The sequence below is a fragment of the Pedobacter miscanthi genome (assembly GCF_032678605.1).
GTDB classification, from domain to species: Bacteria; Bacteroidota; Bacteroidia; order Sphingobacteriales; family Sphingobacteriaceae; genus Pedobacter; species Pedobacter miscanthi_A.
The window spans coordinates 159,711-179,041 of sequence record NZ_JAVTSU010000004.1 but is presented as its reverse complement, the minus strand read 5'-3'; the positions used below and the strand labels follow the sequence as shown (position 1 = coordinate 179,041).

The 19,331-nt window shown below is 40.1% G+C and carries 17 protein-coding genes, 1 tRNA gene and 2 pseudogenes; 12 read left to right on the top strand and 8 right to left on the bottom strand.

The window, feature by feature from the left end; genetic code table 11:
- Positions 1 to 117: 117 nt before the first annotated feature.
- On the bottom strand, positions 118 to 801 hold the full coding sequence (locus tag R2R28_RS07935; RefSeq protein ID WP_316825148.1) for a PepSY-associated TM helix domain-containing protein: 684 nt from the start codon (positions 799 to 801) through the stop codon (positions 118 to 120).
- A complete protein-coding gene (locus R2R28_RS07930; RefSeq protein WP_316825147.1) occupies positions 773 to 2,299 on the bottom strand; it encodes a DUF2271 domain-containing protein in 1,527 nt (508 codons plus the stop codon). The genes R2R28_RS07935 and R2R28_RS07930 overlap by 29 nt, the downstream gene beginning before the upstream one ends.
- Before the next feature lie 235 nt (positions 2,300 to 2,534).
- On the opposite strand from R2R28_RS07930, the gene R2R28_RS07925 reads away from it, so the two are divergent.
- The 5 genes from R2R28_RS07925 (at position 2,535) to R2R28_RS07905 (ending at position 7,258) form a co-directional block, all read left to right on the top strand.
- Positions 2,535 to 3,680, top strand: a complete 1,146-nt coding sequence (locus R2R28_RS07925) for a methionine aminotransferase (RefSeq protein WP_316825146.1) — start codon at positions 2,535 to 2,537, stop codon at positions 3,678 to 3,680.
- A 19-nt stretch (positions 3,681 to 3,699) separates the two neighbouring features.
- Positions 3,700 to 4,509 (top strand): nitrilase family protein, encoded by an 810-nt coding sequence (locus R2R28_RS07920; protein ID WP_316825145.1) that lies wholly within the window; start codon positions 3,700 to 3,702, stop codon positions 4,507 to 4,509.
- A gap of 159 nt (positions 4,510 to 4,668) precedes the next feature.
- Positions 4,669 to 5,703, top strand: coding sequence for a N(4)-(beta-N-acetylglucosaminyl)-L-asparaginase (locus R2R28_RS07915; RefSeq protein ID WP_316825144.1), 1,035 nt, complete (start codon positions 4,669 to 4,671; stop codon positions 5,701 to 5,703).
- 1 nt (position 5,704) lies between these two features.
- Positions 5,705 to 6,451: a copper homeostasis protein CutC gene (locus R2R28_RS07910; protein WP_316825143.1), complete on the top strand. Its 747-nt coding sequence runs from the start codon at positions 5,705 to 5,707 to the stop codon at positions 6,449 to 6,451.
- A gap of 282 nt (positions 6,452 to 6,733) precedes the next feature.
- Positions 6,734 to 7,258 carry a hypothetical protein gene (locus R2R28_RS07905; RefSeq protein WP_316825142.1) on the top strand — a complete coding sequence of 175 codons (525 nt, stop codon included), beginning with the start codon at positions 6,734 to 6,736 and terminating at the stop codon, positions 7,256 to 7,258.
- Between the two features lie 188 nt (positions 7,259 to 7,446).
- Here the strand turns inward: R2R28_RS07905 and R2R28_RS07900 are convergent, their stop codons facing one another.
- Positions 7,447 to 8,433, bottom strand: a complete 987-nt coding sequence (locus tag R2R28_RS07900; RefSeq protein WP_316825141.1) for a D-alanine--D-alanine ligase — start codon at positions 8,431 to 8,433, stop codon at positions 7,447 to 7,449.
- Positions 8,434 to 8,665: 232 nt separating this feature from the next.
- Here R2R28_RS07900 and R2R28_RS07895 point away from each other — a divergent pair, with 232 nt between their 5' ends.
- From R2R28_RS07895 to R2R28_RS29150, 7 genes and pseudogenes are all read left to right on the top strand, one after another.
- Entirely contained in the window at positions 8,666 to 9,436 is a 771-nt protein-coding gene (locus tag R2R28_RS07895; RefSeq protein ID WP_316825140.1) for a PASTA domain-containing protein, read from the top strand.
- Between the two features lie 18 nt (positions 9,437 to 9,454).
- Entirely contained in the window at positions 9,455 to 10,510 is a 1,056-nt protein-coding gene (gene mltG, locus R2R28_RS07890) for an endolytic transglycosylase MltG (protein ID WP_316825139.1), read from the top strand.
- Positions 10,510 to 10,917, top strand: coding sequence for a thioesterase family protein (locus R2R28_RS07885; protein ID WP_316825138.1), 408 nt, complete (start codon positions 10,510 to 10,512; stop codon positions 10,915 to 10,917). The genes mltG and R2R28_RS07885 overlap by 1 nt, the downstream gene beginning before the upstream one ends.
- Before the next feature lie 8 nt (positions 10,918 to 10,925).
- Complete coding sequence (locus tag R2R28_RS07880) at positions 10,926 to 11,915, top strand: YihY/virulence factor BrkB family protein (RefSeq protein ID WP_316825137.1); 990 nt, start codon at positions 10,926 to 10,928, stop codon at positions 11,913 to 11,915.
- Positions 11,916 to 12,009: 94 nt separating this feature from the next.
- Positions 12,010 to 12,096 (top strand) — tRNA-Ser (locus R2R28_RS07875).
- Between the two features lie 300 nt (positions 12,097 to 12,396).
- Positions 12,397 to 12,621, top strand: a pseudogene (locus R2R28_RS29155) (Arm DNA-binding domain-containing protein); the annotation flags it as partial.
- A gap of 146 nt (positions 12,622 to 12,767) precedes the next feature.
- Positions 12,768 to 12,992 (top strand): annotated as a pseudogene (locus R2R28_RS29150) (Arm DNA-binding domain-containing protein); the annotation flags it as partial.
- A 348-nt stretch (positions 12,993 to 13,340) separates the two neighbouring features.
- Here the strand turns inward: R2R28_RS29150 and R2R28_RS07870 are convergent.
- Genes R2R28_RS07870 through R2R28_RS07850 form a run of 5 tightly spaced genes read right to left on the bottom strand, consistent with a single transcriptional unit; the run spans position 13,341 to position 19,312 of the window.
- The gene (locus tag R2R28_RS07870) at positions 13,341 to 14,087 is read right to left on the bottom strand and encodes a succinate dehydrogenase/fumarate reductase iron-sulfur subunit (protein ID WP_316825136.1); all 747 of its coding nucleotides are present in this window, start codon (positions 14,085 to 14,087) and stop codon (positions 13,341 to 13,343) included.
- Positions 14,088 to 14,103: 16 nt separating this feature from the next.
- Complete coding sequence (locus R2R28_RS07865; protein WP_316825135.1) at positions 14,104 to 16,014, bottom strand: fumarate reductase/succinate dehydrogenase flavoprotein subunit; 1,911 nt, start codon at positions 16,012 to 16,014, stop codon at positions 14,104 to 14,106.
- Positions 16,015 to 16,016: 2 nt separating this feature from the next.
- Positions 16,017 to 16,679, bottom strand: coding sequence for a succinate dehydrogenase cytochrome b subunit (locus R2R28_RS07860; protein WP_316825134.1), 663 nt, complete (start codon positions 16,677 to 16,679; stop codon positions 16,017 to 16,019).
- A gap of 41 nt (positions 16,680 to 16,720) precedes the next feature.
- The gene (locus tag R2R28_RS07855) at positions 16,721 to 18,151 is read right to left on the bottom strand and encodes an anion permease (protein ID WP_316825133.1); all 1,431 of its coding nucleotides are present in this window, start codon (positions 18,149 to 18,151) and stop codon (positions 16,721 to 16,723) included.
- A gap of 9 nt (positions 18,152 to 18,160) precedes the next feature.
- A complete protein-coding gene (locus R2R28_RS07850) occupies positions 18,161 to 19,312 on the bottom strand; it encodes a porin (protein WP_316825132.1) in 1,152 nt (383 codons plus the stop codon).
- Positions 19,313 to 19,331: the final 19 nt, after the last annotated feature.

Genomic DNA, 19,331 nt, shown 5'->3' with positions numbered 1-19,331 from the left:
CATAGTAGTAGTTATGATGAGCGAACTTAGATGTTTCTAAGGCTTTAGGCAAATAGCTTAAATTTAATGACCACCTCAGTCACCTGAGAACATCTAAGTTAATTGTAAATGAGGAGCTTAAGGGACAAACAATTTATAGATCAAATAACAGATTATTGTTCCAACTGCAGCAATGATAAAACCGCTTAATCTTTTCTTTTTGATAAAACAGATCAGGATAATGCCAGATATGGATACCAATGTCATGAGTACCGCCGAAATATCGATAATCCACGACCATGCCTTACCCGAATCTCTTCCTTTATGCAAATCGTTAATTACAGCCACCGCACCAAATCTGGTGGTGGTTAATTCGTATTTACCAGTTTCCCGGTCAATAAAAGAATCGGCCAGGTAACCTGGGCCATTAAAAGTTAAACTCAGTTCGCGGTCGTCGATTCTAAAATCGCTCAGTGCGCCTTTAACCTGGTGTTTATTCCTAAAAAACTCAACAATCTGTAACTTGTTAATTTTATTGGTATCGGCCTGGTTTACCCATTTTAAGTTTACCGAGCCCGAATCTTTGCTCACTACTTCCTTGCCCGAGGTAAACCAATCGGCATGGTTTAGGGTTAAGCCCGATACGGCAAAAAACAACAGAATGGTAAAACTCACCATCGATAAATAAATATGTAACCAGCGCGATAAGCCAGCTAAACGTTTTTTTCCCTTGCCTTTTCCGCCGTCCTTTTTTACCGGCTTTTTTCCCAAACCAATAGGTGCAGCGATAATATTATTTTTTTGCGATTTTTCTGTAGTCAAGGGAGGCTGATGCTAATTCTGTATTTGGGGATAATTCTACTTTTTGTGCTGAGCCGGTAAATTTCATTTCTTTGGCAATTACCTGGTAGGTTCCATGCTCCCGGGCTACTTCAATATAAACCGTATAGGTTCCGGCTTTCACCAAGTTTCCATTGTCATCTTTTCCGTCCCACGCTAGGCTGTATTTACCCGGACCACGGGTTGCTGAACTCGTTGAGCTTAATTTTCCTTCTGCTCCTTTTCTAAATTCGTCACCATTTACACGGTTCCACGATTTTAAATCAGGTAACCAGCGTGGTTTATTGTACCAAATGGCCAAATTACGTACTGGTGTTTTTGCCGCATCTTCTACCCATACTGCAACAAATGGACGACGAACACGCTTACCATCAGTCGATTCGATATTGGCAATTTCTAAATTTACGATCAGTTCGTATTTGGTGTTCCAGAGTTTATCGGCTTTGTTTGCTTTGGTTAAAGTAATTGCTGGCTTTTCAAACGTTAATTCATATTTCGCCCAGGCTTTGTTTTTAATTTCTTTACCATCTTTAGTCACTAACAAATAAGCAAGATCATTTCTATTTGCAGTAATGGCCTCAATTTCAGTAACAGACAATACATTAAATGAAGTAGCCAAGGCACCTGCTTCACTGGCATCAGCTGCAATAACGGTAGCACTGACAATTTCTGATGCCGGGTTTCCTGTGCGTGGATCTACAATGTGTGAATACCATTTTCCATTTACACTAAATCCCCTGCGGTAATTACCACTCGTTGCAATAGCCATATTAGAAACTTTAACGGTGTTTAATGCCGCGCTATTCTCTGCATCGGCCTTCGGATTAGCTATTTCAATATTTTCTGACTGATTACCTTTAATCACCATATCGCCACCAATATTTACCACTACACTTTCAATACCTGAAGTATGGATTGCTTTATCAGCAGCTTTGTTAATAATGTAACTTTTGGCGAAAGAATTTAGGGCTAAAGGCACCTCATCCAGGCGGGTAACGGTTTTATCCTGATCATTCAAAATATAATGTTTCTGTTTAACCAGGTTAACTGCATTTTGCAGGTCACTGGCCGATGGCAAACGGTTCTCGGTTGACGCTTTTTTCCAAACATTGCCAATAACTGCTGCTGATGCATCAAGGGCTCCATGGGTTAAATTTTTATAATCTTCAAACTGTTGTAAAACCTCAAATAATTCTGATGAAATTTTAGTGGTCTGCTTCCCGTTTTTCATCCACTTGCTAAACTCGCTTGAAGATTTGTAGGCACTTAAAATATCATCTAAGCGATCAATTTCCTTAAGCGCACTTTCTTCAGCTAAATCGGCATCTGCCTGATTAGTTGCTTTAAATTTTAATTCTAAAGATGTACCCAGTACATTTTCGTAATTGGAAACGAAAGTTCTTAGCGCTTTTTTAGGGCTTATAAAGGCTGATGCAGTTATCACCACTAAAAAGGCAACAACCAGGTATTTAAACTTCATACAGTATATATAATTTGAGATTTTATTACAAATAAACTGGTTTATCTGGAATAATTTTAAATAAGCTGAAAATATATTTGAAATGATACATTCTAACTGTGGTTATATAAAAAATCTGCCGTAATTTATCAGCACTAAAATGACAAACTATTAAAACATCTTTTATAAAGCAATGCACGTTTTCGTACCCCGCCCCTAACGCTTTAAGCTTTTTTTTCCTATTTTCGCTTATACGATGCTGAATATACAATCTAAACTTCCTGGTGTGGGTACCACCATTTTTTCGGTGATGAGTAAACTTGCGGCTGAGCACCATGCCATTAATTTATCACAAGGATTTCCTGATTATGCCTGCGACCCAAAGTTGGTTGAATTGGTAAACAAAGCCATGAAAGATGGTTTTAACCAATATGCACCAATGCCCGGCAATACTTTTTTAAAAGAAACCATTGCAGAGAAAGTTGAAAAACTTTACAAAGTAAAATACAATCCGGACACAGAAATTACGGTAACAGCCGGAGGAACCCAAGCCATTTTCACCGCGCTGGCTGCCATTATTAATGCTGGTGATGAAGTGATCATTTTCGAACCTGCATATGATAGTTATGGACCAACAATAAGGCTGCTGGGCGGTTTAGTTAAAACTTATGAACTTGCCCCACCTAGCTATGGTATTGATTGGGAGATGGTTAAAAAGCTGTTTACGGCAAAAACCAGAATGATTATCTTAAATACACCACATAATCCAACAGGGAGCATTTTGTCAGCAGATGATATGCAATCGTTAATTAAGCTCATCAGTGGTACTGATATTTTAATTTTAAGCGATGAGGTTTATGAGCATTTAATTTACGATGAACAAAAACACCAGAGTGTAATGCTTTACCCGGAATTAAAACAACGGAGCTTTATTGTGGCGTCTTTTGGCAAACTTCTGCACGCTACCGGATGGAAGCTGGGTTATTGTTTAGCGCCTGAAAAACTAATGGCTGAATTTAGAAAAGTACACCAATTTAATGTTTTTAGCGTTAATAGTCCCATGCAGCAGGCCATCGCCGAATACATTCATAAACCAGAAAACTATATGGGAATAGCGGGTTTCTTTCAACAGAAACGGGATTATTTCAGGGATCTTTTAGCAGAAAGCCGGTTTAAACTTTTACCTTGTAACGGTTCTTATTTTCAGTGCGCCAGTTATAGTGACATCAGTGATGAAAAAGACACCGATTTTAGCATGCGCCTAATTAAAGAATTTGGAGTGGCTACCATCCCTGTTTCGGCATTTTATCAGAAATCAACCGATCATAAGATTATCCGTTTCTGCTTTGCCAAAGAAAATTCTACCCTCGCCTTAGCTGCAGAGAAATTAAAAAACGTTTAACCAGTTTAAAACCTTAAAAATGGAAGCACCTGTTTATACTCAAATAGAAAACCTGAAAGTAACCGTCTTTCAAGCTTATCTCTTTTGGGAAAACATAGAAAAAAACCTTTTAAATCTGGCGTTAAGGCTATCAATGGGTGTTCGGGAAAAAACCGACATCATTATTTTACCTGAGATGTTTAATACAGGTTTTAGCATGAACTCGGAAGCTTTGGCCGAAGAAATGGGTGGTAAAACCATGCAATGGATGCAAAAAATGGCAGATTTGTACCATTGTGTAGTTACCGGAAGCTTAATTATAAAAGAGAACAACCAATATTATAACCGTTTAATCTGGATGGAACCAGATGGCAAACACCAGCATTATGATAAGCGCCATCTGTTTGGAATGGGTAATGAAGATGAACATTTTAGCCCCGGAAAAGACAAACTGATTGTAACGCTTAAAGGCTGGAAAATCAGACTGGCCATTTGCTACGACCTGCGTTTCCCGGTATGGTTGCGCAATGTAGATCAGGAATACGATATCTTGCTCCTTGTTGCCAACTGGCCTGATAAACGTTCGGCACATTGGAAAGCCCTGATCCCGGCTAGGGCGATCGAAAACCAGAGTTATGTGATTGCAGTAAACCGCGTTGGGCATGATGGCAACCAGATTTACCATAGCGGGTTATCTATGTGTTTAGATCCTTACGGTAATACCGTTTACTACAAACCTGAAGACGAAGATTTGTATACTTTTAGTATCAACTACGAAGAACTGGTTAAAGTTAGAAGGCAGTTCCCGTTTTTAAAGGATGCGGACAGATTTACGATTGAGGATAAATAACCAATAATCAAATCGCAATTTTCGAACGGAAGTAAAACGATTAATTATTAGAAAATTACAAATTCTCAAATTATAATTTTCAGACGGAATTAATCGATTTATCAATGTAGCAATTAAAACAATTAACCAGTTAACCAATTTCAACCATTAAGCAAACAAATGTTTAACCGCCGTAAATTTATAAAAGCATCAGCCTTATCTGCCGGATTACTGGCTATCGATAAAACTAGTATCGCTAATGTACTTCCTCAAAAAAATTCAAAAGCAGCAAATTTTCCGATTGTGATTTCTACCTGGGATTTTGGAATTGCGGCAAATGCTGATGCATGGAAAGTATTATCAACCGGCGGACGTGCCCTGGATGCTGTAGAACAAGGTGTTTGGGTACCTGAAGCTGATGAGAAGAATCAATCGGTGGGTTATGGTGGTCTCCCAGATCGTGATGGCCATGTTACACTTGATGCCTGTATTATGGATGAACTAGGTAATTGCGGTGCGGTTTTAGCACTCGAGCATATCAAACACCCTATTTCAGTAGCACGTAAAGTGATGGAAAAAACGCCGCATGTAATGCTGGCTGGTGATGGTGCTTTGCAATTTGCCTTAGAGCAGGGTTTTAAAAAAGAGAACCTGCTTACCCCCGCCAGTGAGAAAGCGTGGAAAGAGTGGTTAAAAACGGCCAAATATGCGCCGGTAATGAATATTGAAAATAAACTTTACGAAAAAGCTGCGCCGCAAAAACTACCAGGAAATCAATATAACCACGATACCATCGGGATGTTAGCGATTGATGCCAAAGGGAACATTTCTGGCGCCTGTACCACCAGTGGTATGGCCTATAAACTACACGGACGGATTGGCGACAGTCCGATTATAGGTGCAGGCTTATATGTAGACAATGAAATTGGCGGGGCAACCTCTACCGGTGTGGGCGAAGAAGTGGTACGGAATGTAGGATCATTTTTGGTTGTAGAATTGATGCGCCAAGGCTATACGCCTGAGGCAGCCTGCAAAGAAGCGGTGATGCGCATTATTAAAAAGAAACCAGAAACAGCCAAAAACATACAAGTCGGCTTTTTAGCCATCAATAAAAAGGGCGAATACGGTGCTTATGCCATTCAACAAGGCTTTAGCTATGCCGTTTGCAATTCAGAAAAACAGGATTTATTAATCAAGGGAAAAAGTTATTATTAATATGGCCTGCTTAGAAGTATGTGCAAACTCTTATGCCTCAGCACTGGCCGCTCAAAATGGCGGTGCTAAAAGAGCTGAATTTTGCGATAACCTGGCAGAAGGAGGCACTACACCAAGTTTTGCTCAAATTGCTTTGGCGAAGAAAAACCTGTCCATCGAAATCTGGCCGATTATCCGTCCGAGGGGTGGCGATTTTTTATATTCCGACACAGAATTTGAGTTAATGAAAGAAGATATAAAAATCTGTAAATCATTAAAATGCGAAGGGGTGGTTATTGGAATACTTAAAGCAGACGGTACAATTGATCAAGAGCGATGTACAACGCTAATCGAATTGGCTAAACCCATGGATGTGGCTTTCCATAGGGCATTTGATATGAGTAACGACATGGATCAGGCGTTGGAAGATTTAATCGAACTCGGCATCAAAAGAGTGCTTACTTCTGGTGGTGCATCTTCAGCTCCATTGGGTGCAGAAAAACTATCTCAATTGGTTAAAAAAGCCAACGGCCGCATTACAATTATGCCTGGTGCCGGAATAAATGAAAGCAACATCCCACAACTCATTAACCAGACGGGAGCAACAGAATTTCATGCTTCGGCAAAAGAATTTGTAGCCAGTAAAATGATCTTCAGGAATACGGAAAGTAAAATGGGTAGTATTGAAGATGAATATCGGTACGAATTAACTTCTGAAATTAAAGTGAAAGCTTTGGTTGATTGTATCAGTAAGATTAATACGCTATAAACAATTCATTTGAAAACTTTGAGTTTCGATGAACTTAAAACGGTAAATTATATTAACATCTAATTTTTCGAACCATATAAGTCATGTGAGAACATATAAGCTCAATAGCATACTTACTTATCTGATTAATTAGAAAGCTTTGTAGTGCAATATTGAATCTCGCGTATAGGTGCTTTTCTTTCTTTTCTAATTGTTTGAAAATCGTCGCTTTAAATGAAATATTTTAATTTGTAACATCATGTTTTTTTATATTTTTGGGCAAAAATCAAACAAACAAAAAACATGAAGAAAATTATCATTTTAATGACTCTCGTTTTAACTACATTTTTTGCCAAAGCGCAGGTTGATGTAATTACAAAACACAATGGAGAAACAATCAAAGGTAAAGTTGTTAGAGTAGAAGAATACGATGTTGTATTTAAGTACGACGGGGAAGATTCGGACAATACCTTAGGAAAGTATGCCATCGAAAAAATTGTTTACGGTAAAAGCGGAAGAGTAGAAAACATTACGGAGAAAATTGTGGTTTCTACTGAAGAAGACTGGGAAAAAGTTGTTATTTTAGAAGATAAAGCTGCTTCAACAGGATTAAAAAAGGTTGAAGAAGTAAGGGGTAAAACTGGTCTGATTAACTACCATACCGGAAATACAGGCGATAAAAAAGCGGAGAAAAAATTAAAAATGGAAGCCGCTAAAATTGGCTGTCCGTTTGTTTTCTTAACAGATGATAAAAGCACGGTAGGATCCTCATCTAACAGAATGGGGGGTTCGCAAAACATCAAAAAAGGAGTTGCTTACAAATACTAATCTTTTAAAAAAGGATAAAAAAAAGAGGATATCCGCAAGTGATATCCTCTTTTTTATTATAGCTTATCTTTCTCATTTGCAATTAATTAACCTGATGATCGGTGAGCCACAGACCATGGAATTGCGTCTACTTATTAAATGAATATAGATTTCTCCGCTACGGTCTAAATGACGACTTATCGCTTTTGTTAACCCAGCGTTTCTTTCATCAAACGGGTATAAAAATCTTTAAGTGTAATGCCCATTGCAGCTACCTGTTGCGGAATAAAACTTGTTGCAGTTTGCCCCGGGATAGTATTAATCTCAATAAAATAGAATTTACCGGTTTCGTGCTCCAGAAAATAATCAACCCGCACTACTCCCCTGCAGTTTAGCTTTTTATATACATCGGTAACCACTTGCTGAACCCGCACCAATTCTTCATCATTCATCCTGCCAGGCGTAATTTCTTCTGTAGCACCGGGAGTATACTTTGCTTCGAAATCGAAAAATTCATTCTGAGGGATCACCTCCGTAGTAGGTAAAACAATGATTTTTCCTTCGGCACCAAAAACACCAATCGAAAACTCCCTTCCACTTACAAATTCTTCAATTAATATTTGGCTATCTTCTTTAAAAGCCTTATCAATTGCTTCATCCAGGTCATCGGCATGTTTTACCTTACTCATGCCAATGCTGCTTCCGCCACTATTGGGTTTAACAAAATATGGCAACCTCAAATCCTGTTTAATCTGGCTTAAACTGTAATTCCCACCTTTAAATATCTGAACAGACTTTGCTGTATATAAGTGATCAATCCCCTCTACAATGGCCTTAGTGTAACCTTTGTTCATGGTAATTGATGAAGTTAACGCATCGCAGGTAGTATAAGGAATGCCCAGCATATCAAAATAACCCTGCAATTTCCCATCTTCGCCAGGAGAACCATGGATAGCAATAAAAACACCATCAAATTTAATCCTTCTGCCATCCATGGTCAAGGAAAAATCATTCTTATCTATTTCAATTTTAACAGAATCGGCAGGTTCGTAAAACCATCCTTTTTCGTTCAGCATAATCTTATAAACATCGTATAAATTAGGGTCGATATTCTGCGCAATAGTTGCTGCACTTTTTACCGAAACAACCCATTCGCCTGTGGTACCGCCTGTTAACAACGCAATAGTTTTCTTCATGTCAGAAATCCTTTTATAAATAGAAATTGAATATAAATATATCCTCAAAAATATAAATATCTTTGTGCTTTGATCAAATTAACGGAACAATTATTGATTTGGAGTGATTGAATTAGTGAATAAGAAAATGATTGAATTATGGATTGACCGAATGCGATTTAGATTCTATAATTCAATCAATAATTAAATTAGTTACATTTGAGCTTGTACGCATAAACCCAATTTAAGATACATGTCTAAATTTATAGATTACTTAAAAACCAAATCATTTAGAAACAACATTTTAGCTGCTATAATTACTGTTATTGTATTGCTGCTGGTTGCATTTTTCAGTTTAAGGTATTACACCAAACATGGCGAAGGCTTAAATGTACCAATGGTAAAAGGCCTTTCTTTTGAGCAAGCGGTAAAAAAACTGGAAGATGCCGGATTAAAATATGAAGTAGATTCTGTTTTCATTATGGACCAGCCAGCCGGAATTGTAATTGATCAGGATCCTGACCCCAATACTTTTGTAAAAGACAACCGGACCATTTATTTAACCATTAACGCCGGTAAAACGCCTAATACAAAATTCCCTGATATTGCGTTTAAGACTTTGCGCGAAGCACAGGCCATTATCGAAAGTTCGAGGTTAAAATTGGGCGATACCACTTACAAACCGGATGTAAGCCGCGATGTAGTGCTTGAAGCTTCCTTTGGCGGACAACCGATTGCTGCCGGACAAATTGTTCCGGTAGGCTCTAGAATTAACCTGGTATTGGGAGACGGACGTGGAAACGAAGAGGTAGATATTCCGCAGTTAATGGGATTAACAATGGATGAAGCGAAATTTAGCCTGCGGGGTTCGAACTTAAGTTTAGGTACCATTATTTATGAAGGAGCCGTAACAGACAGTGCTTCCGCCATTATTATTAAACAAGACCCTATGCTGGTTGATTCGTTAACAAAAGTGCCATTAGGTACTAAAATCAACATTACGCTATCCAATAAACAACAATAAAATACGCATAATATACAGATGACTGAAGTAGAAAAAAAGACCATGAGTACAGGCAAAAAAGCAGCAATAGTGATTGCGCTGATTGTAATTTTAATTGCCGGTTACTTTGCGCTGAACATTTACAGGCTTTATTTTGCCCCAAACATTACCGAAAATCAAAAATACCTGTACATTAAAACCGGTAGCAGTTATGATGACCTGCTTGCCGAAATAAAAAAGAAAGACCTGGTAAAAAATATTGGTGCTTTTACCGCTGCTGCCGGAAAAATGAACCTGGCAACCAACGTTAAACCGGGCCGTTACCGCCTTACCAAAGGAATGACGAACCGCAGTCTGATTAATTTAATTAAGGCGGGTAACCAGGATCCTGTTAAATTGAAATTCCACAACATCCGCAAGAAAGAAAATTTCGCAGCATACCTGGCCAGTAACCTCGAAGCCGATTCGTTAAGTTTTATTAATGTACTGGATTCAACTGCACTGATCAGCAAGTATGGCTTTAACCAGGATAATGTTTATGCCATGTTTATCCCCAATACTTACGAAATGTACTGGAACATTTCGCCGGTTGATTTTTTTGAGCGCATGCATAAAGAATACGATAAATTCTGGAATGCAGACCGTAAACAAAAGGCGGCAAGCTTAAACCTTACTCCAGCCCAGGTATATACCCTGGCTTCGATTGTAGATGGAGAAGCACTTTACGATAAAGAAATGCCCATTATTGCAGGTTTGTATTTAAACCGACTAAATAAAGGCATCTTATTACAGGCCGATCCAACAGTAATTTTTGCCAACAACGATTTTACTGTAAAAAGGGTGACCGGAAAATTATTACAGGTACAATCGCTTTACAACACTTATAAATATGCAGGTTTACCTCCTGGTCCGATTATGATGCCAAGTATTAATGCAATAGATGCCGTATTAAACCGCGACAAAAACAACTACATTTACATGTGTGCTAAGGAAGATTTTTCTGGCTACCATAACTTTGCAGAAACGAAAGCAGAACACGAAATCAATGCTAAAAAATACCGAGAGGCTTTAAACAAAAGAAACATTTTTAAATAATGTATAGCCACAGTACAAAAATCAGGGTGCGTTACGGCGAAACCGATCAGATGGGTTATATGTATTACGGCAATTATGCGCAATATTACGAAGTTGGCCGTGTGGAGATGTTGCGAAGCCTGGGCATGAGTTATAGCTCTATGGAAGCGGATGGCATTATGATGCCTGTTTTAGAACTAAAATGCAAATACATCAAACCTGCCTTGTACGATCAGGAGATCACGGTTAAAACCACAATTAAAACTTTACCGGGTATCCGGATTTTCTTTGAATACGAATTGTACAATGAAAATGAAGAATTAATAAACATTGGAGCCACTACACTTGTTTTTGTCGACATGAAGAAGAATAAGCCCACCAATCCACCCGAAAACTTTATGGAAAAGTTATCTATATTCTTTAATTAACAAATACAATGGAATGGTTACACAGGCAATTATTACATCTTAAGCTCTATTCGCGGTTTATCGAATGGACTAAAGGCTGTATTTTGCCTGGTTTTAGCCCACTCCCTTTATATACTGTTGCTACGTTTTTCTTTCGCGAAATTGGAAAGGATGCACTGGTCAATAAATCGTCTTCGCTGGCATATAGTTTTATGCTGGCCATTTTCCCAGGCATTATTTTTCTTTTCACCTTAATTCCCTTTATCAAGATTAATGGTTTCCAGGATCAGCTGTTAAATTTAATACAGCTGGTATTGCCGCACAATGCTTATGAGGCCTTCGAAACCACTTTAAAAGACATCATCAAAAACCAGAATAAGGGATTGCTATCTTTTGGTTTTTTATCCGCCATATTTTTTGCTACAAACGGCGTTAAAAACCTGATGAAGGCTTTCAATAAATCTTCATTGATAATCGAAACCCGGGGCTGGTTAAAACAACGTTTGATTGCACTGGTATTAACCACTATTATTTGCTTTTCAATTATCATCTGCATCAGTGCGATGGCTTTGGGTGAGGTTTTGCTGTATAAGATCACAAATGAACTCCATATCAAGGATAGTTTCGTGGTTTACACCGTGAAGTTTACCCGTTGGGCACTGTTGGCTATTTTATATTTTTTAACCGTATCGGTTTTATATCGATATGGGCCGGCACATTCTAAAAAATGGAGGTTATTTAGTGCGGGCTCCTGGCTGGCCACTATCCTGGCTTTTCTTACCATCTGGGGATTTTCCTTCTACATCAACCACTTTGGTTCCTACAACAAAGTTTATGGCTCTATTGGCACCTTAATCGTAGTCATGATCTGGCTTTATTTAAATTCGTTGATTTTATTGATCGGTTTTGAATTGAATGCCAGCGTGGATGTAAGCAAAAGAAGTGTGAAGATTATCCGCCCTAACTTCAATCTTTTCAAAAAATCGGAGCCAATTGAGGAAAATATCCGGAAGAAATAATTTTTTCTTCCTCTGTGTTAAGGAATTATCAAGTTTAGATAAAAAAAAGACATTCTGAGTTTGTAGAATTAACTTGAGTTCGTACTTTTGCAGCGGAGAGTTGGCAGAGTGGTCGATTGCGGCAGTCTTGAAAACTGTTGACTTGTTAAAGGGTCCGCGGGTTCGAATCCCCCACTCTCCGCCGAAATGGTTTCAAAAACCAACAAAAGCCTGCAGATCGTATGATAGCAGGCTTTTTTCGTTTCCGGCACTATACAAAACATGCATGAATTCGCATAGTTCTGGTGAGTGATTCGGTGAGTAAAACGAAAAATTGAAATGACTCACCGAATTAGTTATAAAACACTGACCGTCAAGATATTCAAAAAATACACATCTTGACTTTTGAATACTGCAAAGCTAAATTTGTTAACCATTAATGTAAGACATTATGAAAACCAATTTCAGCTTGCTCTTCTATTTGTAGAAGTCAAAAAATTATCAAAACGGCCCTGTAGCAATCTACATGAGGATTACTGATGATGGTAAAAGATCCGAAATCACTAAAGGAAGATCCTGTGAACCGGAGAAGTGGATTGTTGCCACCGGTCGGATCAATGGGAAAAAAGAGGATACAAGGTCCGTGAACGCCTACCTAACGGACCTGCAGATGAAGATCTTTGAAGCGCATCGTCAGCTTAGCCTATGCCGCAACCTGATTACATAAGCTAAACAAGAACATACAGATCCTAAATGTATTTGCACATTTAAATCTTTTGAATACTGCAAAGCTAAATTTGTTAACCAATAATGTAAGACATTATGAAAACCAATTTCAGCTTGCTCTTCTATTTGTAGAAGTCAAAAAATTATCAAAACGGCCCTGTAGCAATCTACATGAGGATTACTGATGATGGTAAAAGATCCGAAATCACTAAAGGAAGATCCTGTGAACCGGAGAAGTGGATTGTTGCCACCGGTCGGATCAATGGGAAAAAAGAGGATACAAGGTCCGTGAACGCCTACCTAACGGACCTGCAGATGAAGATCTTTGAAGCGCATCGTCAGCTTAGCCTATGCCGCAACCTGATTACATAAGCTAAACAAGAACATACAGATCCTAAATGTATTTACACATTTTAATCTTTCATATGATTCAACAGAAAATCTGCGATATTACCCTCAACCGTATTCATATTGGGTTTCCCAAAAGTAGTCTTTGTCACGTCGCGGCCTTTTATTGCTGTACTCAACTTGGACGTATCTATTAGTTTCAACAAATGTCAATAATCCCAAGTTCATAACTATTTAAAGCGTGCTGAGGATAAGTTCTCGTGAATATAAATATTGTAGATATAGTAATTCCACAGAAAAACGCACTTTCATATCATACACATAAGTGCCAATTCTAATCGCTTTCCGCTTCGGGCCCGCCAGATTGGCAAATTATTTACGTATAACTAAGGCTTTGTTGTAACCGGCATTCATCCTTGCAATATGTAGCACTGAAATTTCCTGTGGGCACTCTGCTTCGCAGGCCTCGGTATTGGAACAGTGCCCAAATCCTTCTTCATCCATCCTGTTAACCATATTTATAACCCGATCTGATGATTCTACTTTTCCCTGGGGCAGAAGAACCAGATGGGATATTTTAGCTGAAGTAAAAAGTGCAGCGCTTGAGTTTTTACAGGTAGCCACACAGGCTCCACAGCCTATACATGCTGCAGCATCAAATGCGGCCTCAGCTGTTTCATGAGCTATTAAAATACTGTTAGGTTCTGGTGCCTGCCCTGTGGATGCTGAAATGTAGCCCCCCGCCTGGATGATATGATCAAAAGCCGAACGGTCTATCTTAAGATCGCGCAGGACCGGAAAAGCTGCTGCTCTAAAAGGCTCGATGTAAACCGTCTCACCATCTTTGAAGGTCCTCATGTGCAGCTGGCAGGTTGTAGTGCCTTTTAACGGCCCATGTGCACGGCCATTGATCATCAAGCCACAGGTACCACAGATCCCTTCTCTACAGTCGTGGTCAAATTCGATCACCCGCTCTCCCCTTTGGATCAGCCTCTCGTTCAACAGATCCAGCATTTCCAAAAAGGACATATGCACAGAAATCCCATCAACTTCATAATTCACCATACTTCCTTTTGATTCCTTATGCTCCTGTCGCCAGATTTTGAGATATAATTTCATAATAATCCTTCCTTAACTATTTATAACTTCTAACTGTAAGCTTTACCGCTTCGAAGCTGAGCGGTTCTTTATGTAACTCCTGTTGCTGCCCCTTGCCTTTCCATTCCCAGGCTGATACATAGCAAAAATCTTCATCATTACGCACAGCCTCCCCATCAGCAGTCTGATATTCTTCCCTGAAATGCGCTCCGCAGGATTCTTCGCGCTGTAAGGCATCATAACACATCAGCTCGCCCAGTTCCAAAAAATCAGAAACCCGCCCTGCTTTTTCCAGTTCCGAGTTGATTCCATTATCTCCTGTGATCTTAAGTTCGTGGTCAAAAGATTTCTTCAATGCCCTGATTTCAATTATTGCCTGTTCCAGGCTTTCTTTGGTACGCGACAATCCACATTTATCGTAAAGCAGTTTACCCAAAGTTTTATGGAAATAATCGGCAGAGAGGTGTCCATTACAGCTTAAGAACTGCCTAATCTCTTCCTTTACCAATATTTCGGCCTCAGCAAATGCAGGATGATCCGTAGTGATTTCCTCACCTTTAATTTCTCCTGAAAGGTAATTTGGGATGGTATAAGGCGCGATAAAATACCCATCAACACAGGCCTGCAATAAAGAGTTGGCCCCTAAACGGTTTGCCCCATGGTCAGAAAAATTGGCCTCGCCCAAAGCAAAGAGTCCCGGTATGGTGGTCATCAGCTCGTAATCTACCCACAGGCCTCCCATGGTAAAATGGGCTGCAGGCGAAATGAGCATAGGCTCTTTATATGCATTTACACCGTTGATTTTATTGTACATCCTAAACAGGTTGCCGTATTTTTCTTCAATCTTGTCTTTTCCCTGTTCCTTTATCGCTCTGGAAAAATCAAGGCATACCGCGTTTTTCATCGGGCCAACCCCACATCCAGCATCAATTCGTTCTTTTGCAGCTCTCGAAGAAATATCGCGGGGAGAAAGGTTACCAAAAGCAGGGTATCGCCGCTCAAGATAATAATCTCTTTCTTCCTCAGGGATATCGTTTGGCGTTCTGGTATCCCCCGCTTTTAGGGGCACCCAGATCCTGCCATCGTTACGGAGCGATTCGGACATCAGGGTTAGTTTAGACTGTGTTTCGCCAATCTGGGGCAAACAGGTAGGATGAAACTGTACCCAGCTCACCCCCGACATAAATGCACCTTTTTTATGTGCCCGCCAGATTGCTGAAGTATTACAGCCCATTGCCAGTGTAGAGAGGTAATATACTTTTCCATATCCTCCTGTAGCTAACACTACAGCATGGGCAGCATAACGTTCAATTTCTCCCGTTTCAAGGTTACGGACAATAACGCCCCTTGCTTTTCCACCAACTAGTACCAGATCGAGCATTTCGTGGCGGGTATATGTTTTTACCTTCCCTGTATTAACCTGCCGCATTAATGCCTGATAGGCTCCGATCATCAATTGTTGCCCGGTTTGGCCCCTGGCATAAAAAGTGCGCGAGACCTGTACACCACCAAAAGAACGGTTATCCAGATAGCCGCCATATTCCCTTGCAAAAGGAACCCCCTGGGCCACGGCCTGATCGATCAGGGCCAGTGAACATTCGGCCAAACGGTACACGTTTGCTTCACGCGAGCGGAAATCCCCACCTTTAATGGTATCGTAGAACATTCTATAAACGCTGTCACCATCGTTTTTATAATTTTTAGCCGCATTCACACCGCCCTGAGCTGCAACTGAATGCGCTCTTCGTGCCGAATCCTGAAAACAAAAACTAGTCACATTATATCCTTGTTCGGCCAGCGTAGCCGCACAAGAAGCGCCAGCCAAACCAGTGCCAACCACGATGATATTAAGCTTTTTGCGGTTCGCTGGATTGATGAGTTTGGAAGTATCCTTATAGTTCGTCCATTTGTTGGCAAGCTCGCCGGGTGAGATTTTCGAGTTCAGCATAATTAAATGTGATTAAAATAAACATATAAAGGGATCGTCATAAAACCAAGGGTGATCAATGTGGTATATACCCAGCCAAGAACCCGCATTACTTTAACATATTTGGGATGATAAATCCCCAAAGTTCTGGTAGCACCAAAAAAGCCGTGCAGCAGGTGAAAGCCTAAGGCCAAAAACGAAATTTCGTAAACAAATACATACCATCCTTGCTGAAAAGATCTTACAACAATTAAGTACAGGTCCTTATTCCCCTTTTCATCCAATGGAAGACTGCCAAATTTGTACACATACCAGTAATCTTTAAAATGGATGACAAGAAAAACCAGTATAATTGTTCCCAGAATGCCCATATTCCTACTGTTCCAGGTACTTACCTCACCTCGCCTGTCATAAACATATTTCGCTCCATTAGCTTTACTGTTCTTTCGGGAGATTAACAGTGCATAAACCGCATGGCCTATTAATGAAAGATACAGGATATACGAGATGACGTTGATGATAATATTCCCCGACAGAAGATGCGAGTACCAGTTAAACTGCTCTCTGGCGGTAGATGGCGGCAATAATAACTGTAGGTTTCCCAACAAATGGATAATGAGAAAAAAGCAAAGAAACAGCCCTGTTGAGGCCATGATGAGCTTATATATGAGTGTTGTCTGTTTCATCACGCTATATTATAAAGGGATAATTGTTTATTAAGGTCGACCTACCATAGCCCGATTATCTTCCACCATAAGCCACCCACTAAAAACCAGACCAACAGAAACAATGTGCTCATAAAAAAGCCCTGTTTCCACCAGTCCTTAAGATCGACATAAGTGCTGCCGAAAAATATCGGGGCTGGTCCATGTCCGTAGTGGGTCAATGAGCCCATCAAAGAAGCACAGGCGCCTAAGAAAATGGCAAGCATGGTACCAGGTACCCCAACAGCAATACCAACAGCAAGGAAAACAGAATACATAGCCGCTACCTGTGCGGTTGCACTGGCAAACATATAATGACAATAGGAATAAACCAGGATAATAACCGGAAAGGCTAGCTGCCAGCTCAAATGAGCCATTTCTGCACCTACCAGATGACCGAACCAACCGATAAAACCCAAAGAATTCAAGAACGATCCCATCATTACCAATGAAGAAAACCATACAATGGTATCCCAGGCGCCTTTTTCCGATTTCACATCATCCCAGGTGAGCACACCGCATAAAAGCAGGATGCACAGTCCGATAAGCGCACCTGTGGTCGCATCTATCGCAAAAAGATTTCCAAAAATCCAGAGTACCAACAGGATTACAAATGTTGCTACCATCAGCCACTCGGGCAAGGTAATAGGTCCCATTTCTTTTAATTGTTTTGCCGCGATTGCCGGGGCTTCTTTAGTCGTTTTTAATTCTGGCGGGTAAAACCTATATAGAAAAAGTGGAATAAGGAGGAAACATACCAGGCCGGGAACAATAGCTGCAATGGCCCAACTTCCCCAGGTAATGGTAATTCCCAGATCCTTGGCAAATTTCTGCGCCATCGGGTTACTGGCTGTAGCGGTTAAAAACATAACCGAGGTAATCATATTTGCATTATAACTGCTTAAAGTTAAAAAAGCTCCGATCTTTCTATGACTAACGGGCTCTTCTGGCAATGAGCCCATATTTACCGCGATGGATTTCATGATCGGAAAGATGACACCTCCCGCCCTTGCGGTATTGCTCGGGATCGCTGGTGCGAGGATCAGATCGGCAGTATTCAGTCCATAAGCTAAGCCCAGTGGACTTTTGCCAAAGATCCTGATAAAACTATAGGCAATCCGCGTACCCAGGCCGGTTTTGATAAAACCTCTCGCAATAAAGAAAGCCAGACCTATGAGCCAGATTGTTGAATTACCAAAGCCACTTAAGGCATTAGTGATGGATTTTGTCGGATCACCTGGAGCAAGAACCTGTGTAGCGGCACAAAGTGTGATCCCAATAATGGCCATTGTGCCCATAGAGGCTGCTTTTGAAATAATGCCCACAATTGTAGCTACAAAAATAGCCAGCAGATGCCAGGCATTGGGTTTTACGCCTTCAGGAGCTGGAATAAACCAAATGGCCAGGCCGATAACAAGTGTGATAATGAGCGATTTTAAATTGATCTCTTTCATGTTTTTAAATTAAAAGCGTATCTGTAACTGTACGTATCCCAGGTTATGGTTATAAGTATTGGAAAGCGGGATCTGATTTTTGTACCGATCAATTGCTACCCCCATCTGGAGTGCCGCAAAAAAATCATCGGCAAAAACAAGCGATACATTTGGGATAACAGTTTGTCGCGGATTGCTTGCAAGCTTGTAATTTTCATCAAAATACTCATATCTGCAGGAAAATTCTATAGCACGGAGCCTACGGCTGCCGTGATTTAAACGTAGTGTGGGAAAGAAATAAAAGCCATGCATTTTATATTCATCCAAATCAGGGCGTTCAGGCTGCTTATCAGCATTATATGCAAGAAAGTTAGCGCCTGTTTTATATTCGGCCATTAACAGTAGAACAATTTTCCCGGATAGTGCTATCTTTGCAGTCGCATCCGCACCATAGGCGTTTCCGATCCCACTGGAAGCAAGACTTCCTGAACCGGCATTTATACCGAGGGTAAAATCTTTGATCAGATCTGTTTCTAACCTAGTATAAAGATTCTTGGTATTGTTATCATCCGAAGACTGGTTTTTGTTGTTTCCATTATAAGCGCCGGCAAAATACCTGAGTTTACCGTTCTTTGTTACTTTGCCTAAAACCGAAAGCCCTGTTTGAAAACTCTGCCAGCCGTTTTTACCAAAAGCATAATACTGATTGGAAAAGTCGAGCGTTCGGATAATATCAACAGGAAGTGCGTCCTCAATCCCAAAAAATGGCCTGAACTGCCCCGCCTGCACCTGAAAATACGGATTGAGCGAATATTTAATATAAGCGTTTTCAAGCACCTTATTGGCCGGATCGCTATTAAATTCAGCAAGATTCGCCAATATGTTTGCCGAAAAATGGTCATTTATATCCCCTTTTACCATCACCCTGGCACGTTTGACCAGAAAACTGTTTGATATTGCCTTAGAAGTGGCAGGATCAAAATGTTTACCGTTGATATCTACATTTTTATCTAAAGAAAGTACATAACGCGTCTGTAGAACTCCGGCAAAGGTCATTTTTCGCTTGTAGGCCGAATAATTTTTAATTGTATCTGTCAATGTTGTCTGATCCTTTTGCTGTGCCTGGCTAAATGTTGCCAAGCCGAAGGTGGCCGCGATGATTAGTGGGATGATTTTTTTCACGCATTAAAATTTTGGTAAA